Annotated in this window: 18 protein-coding genes; 1 reads left to right on the plus strand and 17 read right to left on the minus strand. The window is 32.8% G+C overall.

Features of this window, described 5'->3' with window-relative positions; all coding sequences use genetic code 11:
• Position 1: 1 nt before the first annotated feature.
• The 17 genes from CIGNP91_RS07580 to CIGNP91_RS07660 form a co-directional block, all read right to left on the minus strand.
• Positions 2-604, minus strand: a complete 603-nt coding sequence (locus tag CIGNP91_RS07580) for a hypothetical protein (protein WP_179187007.1) — start codon at positions 602-604, stop codon at positions 2-4.
• Positions 601-702 (minus strand): hypothetical protein, encoded by a 102-nt coding sequence (locus CIGNP91_RS07585; RefSeq protein WP_086227307.1) that lies wholly within the window; start codon positions 700-702, stop codon positions 601-603. Before CIGNP91_RS07585 ends, CIGNP91_RS07580 begins: the two co-directional genes overlap by 4 nt.
• Positions 703-704: 2 nt before the next feature.
• Positions 705-923 carry a DUF4006 family protein gene (locus CIGNP91_RS07590; protein WP_086234036.1) on the minus strand — a complete coding sequence of 73 codons (219 nt, stop codon included), beginning with the start codon at positions 921-923 and terminating at the stop codon, positions 705-707.
• A 1-nt stretch (position 924) separates the two neighbouring features.
• Entirely contained in the window at positions 925-1,797 is an 873-nt protein-coding gene (locus CIGNP91_RS07595) for a cbb3-type cytochrome c oxidase N-terminal domain-containing protein (protein ID WP_086225471.1), read from the minus strand.
• Positions 1,794-2,024, minus strand: coding sequence for a cytochrome c oxidase, cbb3-type, CcoQ subunit (locus tag CIGNP91_RS07600; RefSeq protein WP_086225472.1), 231 nt, complete (start codon positions 2,022-2,024; stop codon positions 1,794-1,796). The genes CIGNP91_RS07595 and CIGNP91_RS07600 overlap by 4 nt, the downstream gene beginning before the upstream one ends.
• Before the next feature lie 8 nt (positions 2,025-2,032).
• Positions 2,033-2,698, minus strand: coding sequence for a cytochrome-c oxidase, cbb3-type subunit II (gene ccoO, locus CIGNP91_RS07605; RefSeq protein WP_086235015.1), 666 nt, complete (start codon positions 2,696-2,698; stop codon positions 2,033-2,035).
• Positions 2,699-2,708: 10 nt separating this feature from the next.
• The gene (gene ccoN / locus CIGNP91_RS07610; protein ID WP_086232890.1) at positions 2,709-4,175 is read right to left on the minus strand and encodes a cytochrome-c oxidase, cbb3-type subunit I; all 1,467 of its coding nucleotides are present in this window, start codon (positions 4,173-4,175) and stop codon (positions 2,709-2,711) included.
• 202 nt (positions 4,176-4,377) lie between these two features.
• The gene (locus CIGNP91_RS07615; protein WP_086229859.1) at positions 4,378-5,064 is read right to left on the minus strand and encodes a response regulator transcription factor; all 687 of its coding nucleotides are present in this window, start codon (positions 5,062-5,064) and stop codon (positions 4,378-4,380) included.
• Positions 5,057-6,253, minus strand: coding sequence for a PAS domain-containing sensor histidine kinase (locus CIGNP91_RS07620; RefSeq protein ID WP_236848387.1), 1,197 nt, complete (start codon positions 6,251-6,253; stop codon positions 5,057-5,059). The genes CIGNP91_RS07615 and CIGNP91_RS07620 overlap by 8 nt, the downstream gene beginning before the upstream one ends.
• On the minus strand, positions 6,250-6,915 hold the full coding sequence (locus CIGNP91_RS07625; protein WP_086253814.1) for a sulfite exporter TauE/SafE family protein: 666 nt from the start codon (positions 6,913-6,915) through the stop codon (positions 6,250-6,252). Before CIGNP91_RS07625 ends, CIGNP91_RS07620 begins: the two co-directional genes overlap by 4 nt.
• Positions 6,915-8,033, minus strand: a complete 1,119-nt coding sequence (carA, locus tag CIGNP91_RS07630) for a glutamine-hydrolyzing carbamoyl-phosphate synthase small subunit (RefSeq protein WP_086228776.1) — start codon at positions 8,031-8,033, stop codon at positions 6,915-6,917. Before carA ends, CIGNP91_RS07625 begins: the two co-directional genes overlap by 1 nt.
• Positions 8,033-8,584, minus strand: coding sequence for a DUF507 family protein (locus tag CIGNP91_RS07635; RefSeq protein ID WP_086225479.1), 552 nt, complete (start codon positions 8,582-8,584; stop codon positions 8,033-8,035). The genes carA and CIGNP91_RS07635 overlap by 1 nt, the downstream gene beginning before the upstream one ends.
• 81 nt (positions 8,585-8,665) lie before the next feature.
• A complete protein-coding gene (locus CIGNP91_RS07640) occupies positions 8,666-9,193 on the minus strand; it encodes a MotE family protein (RefSeq protein ID WP_086229862.1) in 528 nt (175 codons plus the stop codon).
• Entirely contained in the window at positions 9,190-9,618 is a 429-nt protein-coding gene (locus CIGNP91_RS07645; RefSeq protein WP_086225481.1) for a flagellar FliJ family protein, read from the minus strand. The genes CIGNP91_RS07640 and CIGNP91_RS07645 overlap by 4 nt, the downstream gene beginning before the upstream one ends.
• Positions 9,615-10,865: an adenylosuccinate synthase gene (locus CIGNP91_RS07650; RefSeq protein WP_086229863.1), complete on the minus strand. Its 1,251-nt coding sequence runs from the start codon at positions 10,863-10,865 to the stop codon at positions 9,615-9,617. The genes CIGNP91_RS07645 and CIGNP91_RS07650 overlap by 4 nt, the downstream gene beginning before the upstream one ends.
• Before the next feature lie 9 nt (positions 10,866-10,874).
• Positions 10,875-11,723 (minus strand): ATP phosphoribosyltransferase regulatory subunit, encoded by an 849-nt coding sequence (locus CIGNP91_RS07655; RefSeq protein WP_439099122.1) that lies wholly within the window; start codon positions 11,721-11,723, stop codon positions 10,875-10,877.
• 15 nt (positions 11,724-11,738) lie between these two features.
• Positions 11,739-13,538: a PAS domain-containing protein gene (locus tag CIGNP91_RS07660; protein ID WP_179187331.1), complete on the minus strand. Its 1,800-nt coding sequence runs from the start codon at positions 13,536-13,538 to the stop codon at positions 11,739-11,741.
• A gap of 136 nt (positions 13,539-13,674) precedes the next feature.
• Between CIGNP91_RS07660 and CIGNP91_RS07665 the strand changes: the two genes are divergently transcribed.
• Positions 13,675-14,250 (plus strand): BON domain-containing protein, encoded by a 576-nt coding sequence (locus CIGNP91_RS07665; protein WP_086228770.1) that lies wholly within the window; start codon positions 13,675-13,677, stop codon positions 14,248-14,250.
• The last annotated feature ends 19 nt before the right edge of the window (positions 14,251-14,269 follow it).

Below are 14,269 nucleotides of genomic sequence, written 5' to 3' on the forward strand. Positions count from 1 at the left end.
ATTAACCCTTATTAAATTTACGAAAAATTAAAACAATAATCACAAGAATAATTGAACCATATATTAAGTATCTAAAGATATTTATAGTATCTCTATTTTGTGAGCCTATTGAATTTTCTAAAATAATATTTTTGCTAGCTGCTATTTGATCGGCTATATCAGCATAACCATTTAGCATAGAGGAATTATAGATATCTTTACCTTTATTTTGTGTTAATAGTGGAATTATTGAACCAGTTTGTGGAAATGGGCTTAATACTGCCTCTTTATCAAAAAGCATTAAAGCATCATTTGAAGCAAATATATCAAGCTGACCAGCCTTGCTAGAAAAATCCTTAGGAATAATAGCTAAAACAACATATGGTGCTTGAAGTGTTTTAATATGAGAACTAGCTATATCTTTTAAATTTATCCCTTTTATATTCTCTGCAGTCAATAGATCTAGACTAACTCCAGTTTTACTCTTAAGTTCTTTACCGATTGAATTTAGCTTAATCTCCACAGCCTCACTGATAATATTAGCATTATCAATTACAGCTCCATACGCACATATATTAAGCAAAGCGGCAATAAAGCCGCTTTTAAGAATATTAAATACTCTCATCCGATGAAAAGACTATTTGGTGTAAGCACTGACCAAGCAGTTATAGCCGCAGCAATCACAAGTCCAATTACAATCAATGATTCTAATAGATTAGACATATTTACTCCTTAATTACCATAACTTCAGCAGCTTTTTCAACACTACTTTTCATCTCTACAGATGTAGGATTTACTAGTTTATATGGCTTTTGCATTACATCTTGCTGAGTCGCTATACCTAGATATGTAAGTACAACTAATATAGATAGCAAAAGAGCAGTAGCAATCAGCATACCAGTAACTCCGCTTAATGAAAATACAGATCTATTTGTGTTTTCCATATTATTCTCCTTTTGAAAGCGAAATTATATATTCGCCAACAGCTTTTTCTTGAGTAGGATTAATAAGTCCTGTGCCAGTAAATTTAGGCATATGGCCAATATCCCCTGTTTTGCCACGAGCTAAAACCTCTACTACAAAATCACTTGAGCCATATTTAGTAAGATCTGGAGCCATTCCATCCATACCTTTGCCATCTTCACCATGGCAAGCCGCACAAGTAGCCCACGCTGCACGACCAGCTTCTACTAAGTCTTCATTTACTGTGGATTTAATAGCTGATATCTCTTTAGCAGTAAATGCTGCTAGTGCCTTAGCAGTAGCTTCATCAATACCATTATCAGCTGCACTTAACATATCGCCAAGCGGGTATCCTAAGCCTTTTGAACCTTTGATGATAACATCATAAATTCCTTTTTCGCTACCCCACTCTATTAGGTTAGCTGCTTTACCATTAATACCATCACCTGTGATTCCATGACATGAGGCACATTGAACCAAAAATACTTGCTCTCCAATTGCTTTTAACTCATCTTGAGTAGCATTTTGGAATTTAGCTTGGAAGCTTGCGTTATATTTTTTGACCTCTTCATTATACTCACCAATTTGTGAATATGAATTTAAAGGATATCCAGCTAAAAAATACCAAATTGCCCATACTATAGTAAGAACAAATACAACAGCCCAACCAAATGGAAGCGGATTTTTATATTCACCAATTCCATCCCAGTTATGCTCACTTAGCTCACCGCCATCTTTTTTCACTTTCATCAGTTTAAATAGCCTACCTACGACAACTAATGTCAACAATACGATGGCTATAGCACCAAGAATAGAAAGCGAATTTACACTGTCTTCTAGATTAAACCATTTCATTTTTTAACGCTCCTATTAGTATCTTTGCTAGAAGTAGAGACACTCTCAAGAATTTCATCTTGCAAATCATCATTCAAGGCTAAATTTGAGTATTTTTCATAATCTCTTCTACCAGTTTTTTCTGATTTTTTTAGATGAAACCAATAGCTATATAGTATAACTACCATAGCTATTAACATTATATAAAAGCCATAAGCTTGAATCTCTCTCATAGTCTCTACACTCATAACAAACCTTATTTTAAGCTATTTAAATATGCAATCAATGCAACTATTTGGCGGATTTCGCCTCTAGCAAATGCATCTTTTACATCTTGATCTTTCATCTGGCTTACGATAGCCTCCGCTTCTGCTCTTACCTCTGCTTGAGCCTCTTCCCAGCTACCTAGCTTTGGCATTCCTTCTACATCATAAGGAACATTAAATACTTTTTTAACTGTAACAGCTTCAGCATAAGCAGTCTCTATGTCTGCATTTTTATTAAACATATGAGCATAAGCAGGCATAATAGATCCTGGAACTACGCTTACTGGATCTTTCATATGATTTTCATGCCAGTCAACACTTCTATAATTACCAATTCTAGCTAGATCTGGACCAGTTCTTTTTGATCCCCATAAAAATGGTCTATCATAAGCAAATTCACCACTTACTGAATACATACCATATCTATCTGTTTCAGATTTAAATGGTCGAATTAGCTGAGAGTGGCACGCATTACAGCTATCAGATATATATACATGGCGACCAGCTAATTGTAATACTGTATATGGTTTTTTGTGTTCTACAGGTCTAGCACGATCAGCAAAATCTGGCAAAATTTCAACAATACCAGCATATGCTATAAAGATAAACACAAATACCGCAAAAAAGAATGGATTTTTCTCTAACCAACTAAACATACATCCCTCCTTACGCAGCCATTGGTGAAGCACTTACTGGCTCACGATCTATAGGCTTACTTGATGAGATAGATTTCATAATATTGTAAGCAAACATAAAGAAACCGATTAGATATAATAAACCACCGATAGCTCTAATCCAATAATATGGGATAAGAACAGTAACTGTATCTATAAATGAATAAGCAAGGTTACCATATTCATCTGTAGCTCTCCACATCATACCTTGTGTGATACCAGCGATCCACATAGATGCAAAGTATAGCACGATGCCTGTAGTTTGGATCCAAAATTGTGCTTCCATTAAAGATTTACTATATAGCTCACGTTTAAAAATACGTGGAGTCATATGGTATAGTGCAGCCATAGTCATAAATCCAACCCAGCCCAAAGTACCATCATGAACATGTCCAGGAATCCAATCTGTAAAGTGCGCTAGAGCATTTACTGATTTTATTGAAAGAATTGGTCCTTCTAAAGTAGAGAACATATAGAATGTAGAGGCTAAAACCATAAATTTAATTAGTGGATTATCTCTTAATTGTCCCCATTCGCCTTTCATTGTTAAAAGCATATTGATAGCAGAACCCCAACTAGGCAAGATAAGAACTATAGAGAATATAGATCCCATAGTCTGCATCCAATCTGGAACAGTAGAGTAAATAAGGTGGTGACCACCAGCCCAAAGATATACAAACATTAAACCCCAAAATGAGAATAGAGATAACTTATATGAAAAGATTGGCTGACCACTCTCTTTTGGTAGGAAGTAATAAATTTGAGCAATAATTGCAACTGTAAATACAAACGCAACCGCATTGTGTCCAAACCACCATTGAACTAGCGCATCATTTGTACCTGCATACATAGATACAGAGTGGATCCAACTACCCATACCAGATACTAGACGAGTAGGTACTTCCATATTGTTAAATAGATATAGCATAGCTACGCCAAGGAATGTAGCAATGTAATACCATAAAGAGATATATAGAGTTTTTTCACGGCGAATTCCAATAAGCCCAAATATAGAAACACCCCATAAAACCCACACAACAACAACTATAATATCAATTGGCCACTCAAGCTCTGCGTACTCTTTAGATGTAGAAACACCAGCAAAAAGAGTTACAACAGCTAAAGCTATAACCAATACATATAGCCAGAAGTGAAGCTTACCTATGAACATTAGAAATTTAGATTCGCTCATAGATACTTTAAGCACTCTTTGTCCAATATAATACCAGGTAGCAAAAATACCTGACAACATAAATCCGTAAATCACACCGTTTGTGTGAAGTGGTCTAAGACGGCTAAATGTTCCATATTCACCAGCTAGATAGTTAAGGTCTGGGTAAGCCATTTGAAAGGCTATCAAAGTACCAATACCCATACCAACTATACCAAAAATAATAGTGGTAAACATGAAGTACTTAGCGACTGTATAGTCGTAGTTCAATGCATTACTTGGCTGCATTAAAAGTCCTCCTGTAAAGTTTGTTATCTTTTTGAAAAAAAAATACTTTTAATTATATGGTAAATAAAATATAAATTAACTTAAAATAATGAAAAAATATCAAAAATTAATTTAAAAGATTTTAAAAAGAGTATAAAAATATGGAGTTACCATACTTTAAAGCAACTCCGATAATTTTAAAATTTTAGATAGTTTTACAAAGTTACTCATCTTTGGTAGTGATTTTATAGCCAAGACCTGGGATATTCTTAATTAAATTCGCTCCAACTTTATCACGAATTCTTTTTATAAAGGTTCTAATAGCTGCATCACTTACCTTCTCTCCTGTCCAGACGCTTTGTTTAATCTCTTCATGTAAGACTAATGTATCAATCCTTTGAGCTAAAATCGCTACAAATGCTAGCTCTTTTTTAGTCAGCCCAATCTCCTCACCAGCACTATTTATTAGAACTCTTTTGGTTTTATTAAATTTAAATCCATTTCCAATCTCTATTTCAGATGCTACACCAATTTTCTCTTTAGCAAGCTTACAAATAGCATCAAATAACTCTTCGATATCAATTGGTTTAATTAAATATTTATCAATTCCTACATCAATCGCACTTAGCAATCTCTCCTTTTGGCTAAATGCACTTAGCACCATAACAGGTGTAAATCTAGATATGCACTTAATCTCTTTAGCCATCTCTAGGCCATCCATTATAGGCATTACTATATCTGTAAGTACTAAATCTGGGTTGTATTTTTTAAATTTTTTTAGCCCTTCATCGCCATTTCCAGCTACAATTACCTTTTTAAAAACATCCTCCATGACATTAGCTATTGAAGTTCTTATTTTCTCCTCATCTTCGACAAACAAAACAGTTAGGTTTTTTAGTATATCATTCATCATTATCTCCGTTTAATGGTATTTTAATTTCAAAGCAAGCGCCATTTTCAAGGTTGCTTACACTAATTTGACCTTGTAATTTGCTCACAATTCTCCTAACAATATATAACCCCAAACCTGTTCCTACATTTGGATGCTTGGTAGTAAAATATGGATCAAATAACTTATCACTCACACTATCTTCTATCCCACCAGCATTATCAGAAATCGTGATTATAGCATATCTGATCTGTTTATTTGTATCATTTTGAATATATGCTCTTACATTTACTCTCTTATCTTTTATATTATGCTGAAAAAAAGCATCTTTTGAATTTGAAAATAGATTTATAAATATCTGAGCCATCTCATTTTGACGCCCTACTATATAGATATTATCATCTATATCTATCTCGAGTTTTATAGATGCATTTTTAAAAGTATTCTCTAGCATTAAAATCGCATCTTGAGCAGCATCTTTAAGAGAAAATCTTTCATCATCACCATTATTAGTAAAAAAATTTCTAAAGTTATCAATAATACTACTCATTCCTTTAATCACAGCCTTTGAATGCTCATAAATCTCAATAAATTGTGAGCTTGGCTCTTTAGTGCTTTGTTTTAGTTTATATAAATTTATACTTAACTCATTTAAAGGTTGACGCCACTGATGTGAAATATTAGCCAGCATTTCACCCATATTAGCTAGGCGGCTTTGCTGAAACATTAACTTACTTTGTTCTTCATTTTTAGCCACCTCAATTGCTACACGCTCTTCTAGTTCTCTATTTAGTTCAACTAATTTTTTAGTCTTACGCAAATCATTTTGCGCCCTCATAAGCTTTTCATTTAACTCAATCATCTCAGTAATATCATAACGAATCGCCACAAATTCCTCAATTTCATTATTATTATCTAAAATCGGGATAATCGTAGTATTTAGATAAACAGCTTTGCCATCTTTGGTTCTATTTTTAATCAATCCTTTGTAAATTTTTTTATTTAAAATCGTCTCCCAAAGACGTTTAAAATATTCAGCTGGCACATCTGGATGACGAACGATATTATGCGATTGTCCGATTAACTCATCTCTTAAATAGCCACTAATTTTACAAAACTCATCATTAACAAAAGTTATAATCCCATTTATATCAGTTTTTGATACGATATTACTCTCATCAATGGCTCTTTGATATTGTTGTAATTTCATTTTAACACCATGAATCCTAAATATAAAAGATAAATTCCATACCCAAGCATAATCAAAAATGAAGCTAAATTTATATAATTTTTAAATTTATTACTCAAAATTGACAAAATCCATCCCGATCCCATCATTACCGGAATTGTGCTAAGACCAAAAATAGCCATAATAATCGACCCATTTACCAAAGACCCACTTCCAAGAGACATAGCTAAAAAATAATATACGACCCCACAAGGTAAAAGTCCATTTAAAAATCCTAAGATTAAAAATGAGATAGTACTATTTTTTTGTCTAAATTTACCAAGTAACGGTATAATCAATGAGCTTAATTTTTGATTTTCAATACAAGAAAGGAGTTTACCTCTTTTAAAAATGCCAAAAGCCAAAATAATTAAAACTACTCCAGCAAAAAATATAAGTAAACCCTTGCTAACACCGCTAAAGATAACTGCTGAGCCAAAAAGTCCAAACAAAAGACCCAAAATTACATAAGCTAAAACCCTACTAAGATGATAACCTAAAGATAAAATTAGTCTAGTTGTTCTATCTTTTTGACTAAGCTTTACAGCACAAGCTACCACAAACCCGCCACACATACCAATGCAGTGCGAAAGGCTAAAACCAACCGCAAGTGTAATAGTAGCAAGGATGGTAGTAAGCTCCATTATAGAATTTCTATAAATTTCTTAAATATATATTTGCTCTCATTTGGGCCGCTGCTTGCTTCTGGGTGATGCTGAACTGAAAATACTTTTCCACTATTATAACATACCCCTTCAATAGTATTATCAAAAAGATTTCTATGGGTAATTGTGGCTACTTCGCAGATATTCTCTGGAACATTATAGTTATGATTTTGCGCTGTAATCTCTATACTTTTTGTCTCTAAATTTTGAACTGGATGATTGGCTCCATGCTGACCAAATTTAAGTTTATAAGTCTCATAACCATAAGCATTTGAAAGCAACTGATGACCAAGACAGATACCAAACATCGGAATATTAGCTGCTATTAGTTTTTTAATCTGAGCAATCTCATTAACTAGCATTCTAGGCTCACCAGGACCATTACTTAAAAATACTCCATGAATTTGACCTTTATTAAATTTGTCAATTAAAACTTCACCTTGTACATCGTGCGGATATACTTCAAGTTCAAGACCAACACTACAAAGCTCATTTAATATATTTCTTTTAACACCATAATCAATAACGGCAACTCTTTTACCAATTGAATTTACACTACCATAAGCTTGGTTTTTATGCTCCCATCTTGAAGCAGTGTGAATATATGGCTCTTTTGTGCTTACGATACTTACATAATTTATCTCATCGATTCTAGCACTACTTTCTAAAGCTTTTTTAAGCTCATCTTTATCACTAATCTCAGTTGAGACATATACTCTTAAATTTCCGCTATCCCTTAGCATCTTAGTTAAATATCTTGTATCTATATCATACACACCAAATTTGCCTTGGTCGTAAAAAAACTTTTCAATATTTTGTGTTGATCTAAAATTACTTGGATTGGCATTAAAATTACGCATAAATACGCCACTTGCGTGAATTTTGTTACTTTCTGTATCATCATCATTTATACCTACAATCCCAATTTCAGGCATAGTAAATACAATAAACTGTCCAGCATAACTAGGATCTGTAATAATCTCTTCATAGCCAGTCAAAGATGTATTAAACACAAGCTCGCCAAAAGCACTTCCACCCTTACCAAAAGCCTTAGCTTCTAAATAAACACCATTTTCTAAATAAATATATGCCTTCATTATATCATTCCTCTTTTGCTAAGCTCTTCTTCATAGAGTCTTTCAAATATCAAATCATACTCCTCAGTGCCTGGTATTAGCTTTTTCTTATAGTTTTCTAATCTATCTGCTACGCTATCTTCGATAGCTTCATACTGTTTTAAATAGCTCTCTATTGCGCCATAAATCAAATTTTTAACCCTATTTTCTGAAACGCTATAATCGATTAAATTTTCTCTCCATAATCTTTGTAAAATCTCATGCGATAGACTACTATAACGGTCATCATATGAGAGCATTACTCCAAACTCTTTGGCTAATTTTTTCTTAATCAACCAAAACATATTCTTGCGATCAATTTGCATAAAATCGATCTCATTCTCATTTTGTTCCAAAAGCTCTTTTACACGCTCTTCTAGGGCTCTTTCTTTATTTATATCAACACAAAGAATCTCTCGAGCAACGGCAGTTATAGGCTCTGTACCGCTTTTGAATTTAACAAAACCAGAGCCTAGGAGATCAGTTGTAATCTTTCTTGCTATATATGGAGCATGTGGAAGTTTAATACGCATTTAAATGACCTTTATAAATTTTTGACTAATTTTATCAAAAAAATATATAAAATCAGCTAAAAATAGCAAGATAAATTAAATTTATTTAGTTGAATTTAAATCCTTAAAAAGCTCATCATTTTTCAAAATTTGCGTAAGTTCAGCTGCTATTTGCGGATCCATCTTAGCAAATATTGTCGATATCTTCTTTGGATCTAGTGCATGCAAAACCTTTGCTGCCTCATCACGTGGAAGCTGAGCAATTATGGTGGCTGCAGCTCCGTCTTTCATCTTAGCATAAACGGATAGAATCTTATCATTTGTAATACTCTTGATCTCAGATAAAATTTTCTCATTTTTATCAAGCATTTTTTTAATATTTTCTTCTTTTTGAGAAATCTGCGCTAAGGTTTTATTTAGATCTCTTTCTTTAGCTAAAATCTGTTCTTCACGTTGATTAAATAGCGTATTTGTTGCAGCTCTATAAGCCTCTAGCTCTTGGCGCGAGCTATCTATTAATTCTAAATTTTTAGCAATCTTTGCCTCTCTATCGGCTAAAATCTCATCATTATTCTCACTTGCAGCATACAACAAACTAGCCAAAAATATAATAAAATATATAAATTTCAATACCTATCCTTATTTAAAAATGAGTGCCTCATAGTTCCCATATCATCTAGATTTTTAGCCTCTTTTTTTCTAAGATTTTTTAACTCTTTTTGAGTCTCTTCTTTCTCCATATATTTAAATTTTTCAAGTTCAATATAGGCCTTTTTATACTGAAATTCAAAATGCACAATCTCTTTTTGAGTAAGCAAAATCTTCTCTTTAATCTTATCTTTTTGCATTCTTAAAAGCTTTTGCTGCTCAATTGTGGCTTGAATTTTCATTGATGAGCCTCTTTTTGGAAATTTGCTCATATTAAGCTCGGCATTGATTGCATCTATAGAGCGAGTAAGCTCACGAAATGTAGCCTTGGCTCGTGCTAGGCTCATTTCAAGCTTATTTAACTCCTCTTCTTTGACTTTGACTATTTGGGTAAATTGATTACTCATCTTAGTATTGTATCGCTCCTTTCTGGACTTGTTGAGACGATACTGACTCTAACTCCAGTTAACTCCTCAATACGATTAATATATCTCTTAGCATTTAGTGGCAAGTCATCATAATGCTTAATTCCACTAATGCTATCCCAACCCTCAAGCTCTTCATAAATAGGCGTAACCTCATCTAAATTTGCAGGCATATAATCAATTATCTCTCCTTGATATTCATAAGCTTTACAAATTTTAATGGTTTTAAATCCATCTAGCACATCAAGCTTCATTAGTGCATAGCTATCAACGCCATTTAGCATTGAGGCATATCTAACAGCTACAGCATCTAACCATCCACATCTGCGTCTTCTACCGGTAGTTGTGCCGTACTCTTTACCCACTTCGCACATAGTTTGTCCATCTACGCCGTGATCTTCTGTTGGGAATGCTCCATTGCCAACTCTAGTTGTATAAGCTTTTAAAATTCCAATCACATCGCCAATACTTTTTGGACTAAGTCCAAGCCCAGTACAAGCTCCAGCTGCAATAGTATTTGAGCTAGTTACATATGGATATGTTCCGTGATCGATATCTAGAAGCGTTCCTTGAGCGCCTTCAAGGAGAATTTTTTTATTCTCACTCATTGCTCTCCATAAAATTTGAGTAGTATCAGCAATATAAGGCGCTAAAGCCTCTTTAAAACCTTTAAGTTCTTGATAGATCTCATCTTTGCTAGGAATTTGCACACCAAGAGCATCTAAATAAACCCTGTTAGTTTCAAAATCATTCATTAAATTTGTACTTAATAGCTCAGGATTTAAAAGCTCGCCAACCCTATGCCCTGTGCGACTAATCTTATCAGCATATGCTGGGCCAATACCTTTACCAGTTGTACCTATAGCCTTATCGCCTTTTAATCTCTCTTTGGCCTGGTCAATTAGCGAGTGGTAGGCTAAATTTAGATGAGCTCTATCACTAATGTAAAATCTTCCTTCTAGATTCTTAAATTGTGACATTTCTTTGATTAAAACCTCAGGATTTACCACTACGCCATTGCCAATTATATTTATAATATTTGGGTGCAAAATACCACTTGGAACTAAATGAAGCGCATATTTTACGCCATCTACCCATATAGTATGACCAGCATTATGCCCGCCGCCACTTCTACATACTAAATCATAATTTTGCGAGAGCATATCTACGATTTTACCTTTACCTTCATCACCCCACTGAATTCCAACAATTAAATCTGCTTTTGTCATATCAATCCTTTATTTACTTCTTAAATTCTCTATCACAGCATCGCTAAATATAGCAAACCCAGCTGAGATGTTTCCATCAATTTCATAGCTTCCGCCACTACTTAAAATGCTATTATCGCATAAAAACCTAAAAAATAGCTTATCATAATATCTCATTTTAGAATAATATAGCGGTGCATATATTCGTTTATCATAGTTACTAGCTAATCCTTTTATCGAGTTTAACGGCTCTTTTAGCTCACTTGGCGCAATGGCAATAACCGCATCTATATCAGCATCACTTTTTATATTTGCTAGGCGGTTTAACCATGGTAAATTTAGTCCCAAAATTACTTCTAATCTACCATTTTCAAATACACTAATTGGTAAATTTAGTAGCTGGCAAATAATTTTTGGAATTTGAATATTGCTAATTTGCAAATGCGCACTAATACCAAATTCTCTAAAAATCTCACTAACTATATCTATGCACGGCATAATACTGCTATCGCCTAAAATCTCAGCACCGATTTGATAAATTTCACTAGTTGGATGTTTAAATACCGGCTGAATGTAAAACCACCTTTTAGTATCGCTACCTTTTAATCTTTTTGTAGTAATTCTAACTACATCTATTGTGCTATCGCTACGAAGAGCAATCTCTAAATTTTGCTTATCGCCAAAACGAATTAAATTCTCAGGCTTTACGCTTTGACGCTGATGATGGCTAAAATATGGAGTGATAATCTCGCTAAATTCATTCTTTTCTAAAATTTCAGCTGCTTTAGCTTCAATCTCTCTTTTAAGCTTAGCGCTAGCGCCAAAATATAGCTTTGACCCATCTGGGATATCGTGTTCATAGATCTTTTGTGTATCCAAATTCAAATTCTCTCCTTACTCCATTATTTTATAAAATTGTGCCACATATCGCTGAATTATCTCATGTTCATCTTTAATAGCTGTGATTACTAGATGCTCTTGATAAATTTCACCGGAACGATTTTTATTATAGATTCTTCCACTCCAACTACCAAAATGCTTAATATCAGACCACATTTTAGCATAAAATACATTATCATGTTTACCTGAATGCAGGATTTGCGGTTTTTTACCAATAACTTCTTTTTTGCTATATCCAGTAATTTTTGTAAAGCTTTCGTTGACATCTAATATATTTCCAGTTGCATCACAAATTAATATTCCATTAATAGAACTAAGCATAATCGCCTTAGATATAGCGTTTTGAACTACAAAATTATGATGATCACTAATATCTGTAGCAGTACCAATAATCTCATCAGAGTCATTTAGTGTATCTAGGGCTTTGGCTTTAATTCGAACATAAATTCGATTTCCATCTTTTTTAATTAGCCTTATATCACACTCAATTAACCGTGAACTGCCATCTATATACCTATCTAACTCATCAATTAAAATATCAATATCATCTCTATAAACAATTTTATATATATCCTCAATAGAACTAACTCCCATATCAATACTATTTTTATATCCTAAAAACTCAACAAAATCAATACTAAATTTAAAAATACCACTTTGAGCGAAATACTCAAAGCCTAACAAATTACTGCTTAAAATTCTACTTTCATAGCGTTTTAATTTACTAGATAAAATCTCTTTTAAAATCTCTTGTTCAGTGCTATCAACTAAAAACATAGTAACTTCTGTTTTGTTATCTTTATTTTTCATACTTGAAACAAAAAGTCTAAACCACCCATACTCGCCACTATTTAACCTAAATCTATAAGCCCTATCAAGCTCTTTTTTCATATCATATATGCTATTTTCTAATTTTATCTTTCTTTCTAACTCTAAGCTTAATGGAGTGATATCATCACTATGGCATAAAGTTTTTATATCAATTTGTTTAACATCATTTGGAATTAATAAATTTGCATTTGAACTAAGCTGAGTGCTCATCCAGCTCTCATCATAGATAAATTTAATAACAATTGCAGGATTATGCTCAATCATTCCAATCTCACTATTTAGACTCTCTATTTTTTCTTGTGCTTTTGAAGCATCTAAAATAATCATAAAATATGAATCATTAAAATATAAGCTTACTGGAGTGCTAATCACCTCAACAAATTTAATCTCACCACTAGCTAATTTATGCTTATGATAGTTAGTTTTTGCTCCATCATTTACACGAATATCAAATATACTCATTGTTAATAGCTCGCCCTTAGAGTAGCCATAAAACTCCACCGCACAACGGCTAGCATCCATTATAGAGCCATCTTTAGCATCGATAAATAAAATCTTTATATCACTTCTATCAAATAATAAACTATAATATTCCATATAGTATTTTAGGCTATTTTGTGAGCATACCCACGATGTAAATAAATCATAAATATTTTTATTTATATGATAAAAATCAAAATTTGAAACTGGATCGATAATCTCTTTGCGAGCTAGCTTATCAATAAACATTTTAGTATTAGCAATTGGTATAATAAGATTATTTTTAATAAATAAAAATATCTCCAAAAGTAGCACTAAAAGCATAATCGCAAGCGTTGAAAAGCCTAAATATACGACATTGCTTATATTATCATTAGTAAATATAAAATGCAAGCTAAAACCACTCATAGCAAGAAATATCGCTAAAATAATTATAGCTCTTCTAAATAGTCCAGAAGCAAGAAAAACTTTGCCGTATCGCATATACCTAACCTTTGGCATCACTAAATTTACATAATGCAAGGCTAGATTTTATCGAAATTTTAATAAATTCAAGCTAAATATATATTTTTAAAAGTTTTTAAGAGATATTTTGTTGAAATTTAGATAAAATTATCCAATGAAATTTATATTTTATATGATTTTTGCTAGCATTATTCTAAGTGGCTGCACTTTTAAATCGCCACTATTTAATTTAACTTCAATATATGATGCTTATACTATCAATAAAGATGAACGAGGAATCTACACAATAATAAAAGATAATGTAATACAAAAAAAACTTCAAGCCAAAATCCTAGCTAGTGCAAATTTAAGCAATTTTCATCTAGATATAGTCTCTCAATGGGGCGAAGTATTGCTAATTGGAGAGGTTGCTACAATGGATGATAAAATAGAACTGATCAATTTAGCTCGTGATACAATGGGTATAAATCATATTAAAACATATATAAATTTCAAAACGCCAAACGCATGTCATTTCTTTGATGAATTAGCATTACTAACTAAAATTAAAACTGATCTAATAGCTGATCCACTCATTGATAGCACAAATATCAACATTCATATCGTACAGTGTGATGTAGTTTTTAGCGGTGCGGTCAATAGCATTGAACAAGAAAAGCGCGCCTTGTGGTACGCCTTGCATACTGACGGAGTTAGTAAAGCGTACTCATTTTTACATGTTTTAAGATAAATTCACTCCTTTATTATTA

Source organism: Campylobacter sp. P091 (genome assembly GCF_002138935.1).
In the GTDB taxonomy this organism is placed as follows: Bacteria; Campylobacterota; Campylobacteria; order Campylobacterales; family Campylobacteraceae; genus Campylobacter; species Campylobacter devanensis.

Coding starts and splice junctions, on each gene's coding strand:
- CIGNP91_RS07590 (WP_086234036.1), bottom strand. CDS start 923: ATGGAAAACACAAATAGATCTGTATTTTCATTAAGCGGAGTTACTGGT.
- CIGNP91_RS07645 (WP_086225481.1), bottom strand. CDS start 9,618: ATGAGTAATCAATTTACCCAAATAGTCAAAGTCAAAGAAGAGGAGTTA.
- CIGNP91_RS07615 (WP_086229859.1), bottom strand. CDS start 5,064: ATGAATGATATACTAAAAAACCTAACTGTTTTGTTTGTCGAAGATGAG.
- CIGNP91_RS07665 (WP_086228770.1), top strand. CDS start 13,675: ATGAAATTTATATTTTATATGATTTTTGCTAGCATTATTCTAAGTGGC.
- CIGNP91_RS07650 (WP_086229863.1), bottom strand. CDS start 10,865: ATGACAAAAGCAGATTTAATTGTTGGAATTCAGTGGGGTGATGAAGGT.
- ccoO (WP_086235015.1), bottom strand. CDS start 2,698: ATGTTTAGTTGGTTAGAGAAAAATCCATTCTTTTTTGCGGTATTTGTG.
- CIGNP91_RS07600 (WP_086225472.1), bottom strand. CDS start 2,024: ATGAGTGTAGAGACTATGAGAGAGATTCAAGCTTATGGCTTTTATATA.
- ccoN (WP_086232890.1), bottom strand. CDS start 4,175: ATGCAGCCAAGTAATGCATTGAACTACGACTATACAGTCGCTAAGTAC.
- carA (WP_086228776.1), bottom strand. CDS start 8,033: ATGAAGGCATATATTTATTTAGAAAATGGTGTTTATTTAGAAGCTAAG.
- CIGNP91_RS07580 (WP_179187007.1), bottom strand. CDS start 604: ATGAGAGTATTTAATATTCTTAAAAGCGGCTTTATTGCCGCTTTGCTT.
- CIGNP91_RS07660 (WP_179187331.1), bottom strand. CDS start 13,538: ATGCGATACGGCAAAGTTTTTCTTGCTTCTGGACTATTTAGAAGAGCT.
- CIGNP91_RS07585 (WP_086227307.1), bottom strand. CDS start 702: ATGTCTAATCTATTAGAATCATTGATTGTAATTGGACTTGTGATTGCT.
- CIGNP91_RS07620 (WP_236848387.1), bottom strand. CDS start 6,253: ATGAAATTACAACAATATCAAAGAGCCATTGATGAGAGTAATATCGTA.
- CIGNP91_RS07635 (WP_086225479.1), bottom strand. CDS start 8,584: ATGCGTATTAAACTTCCACATGCTCCATATATAGCAAGAAAGATTACA.
- CIGNP91_RS07625 (WP_086253814.1), bottom strand. CDS start 6,915: ATGGAGCTTACTACCATCCTTGCTACTATTACACTTGCGGTTGGTTTT.
- CIGNP91_RS07595 (WP_086225471.1), bottom strand. CDS start 1,797: ATGAAATGGTTTAATCTAGAAGACAGTGTAAATTCGCTTTCTATTCTT.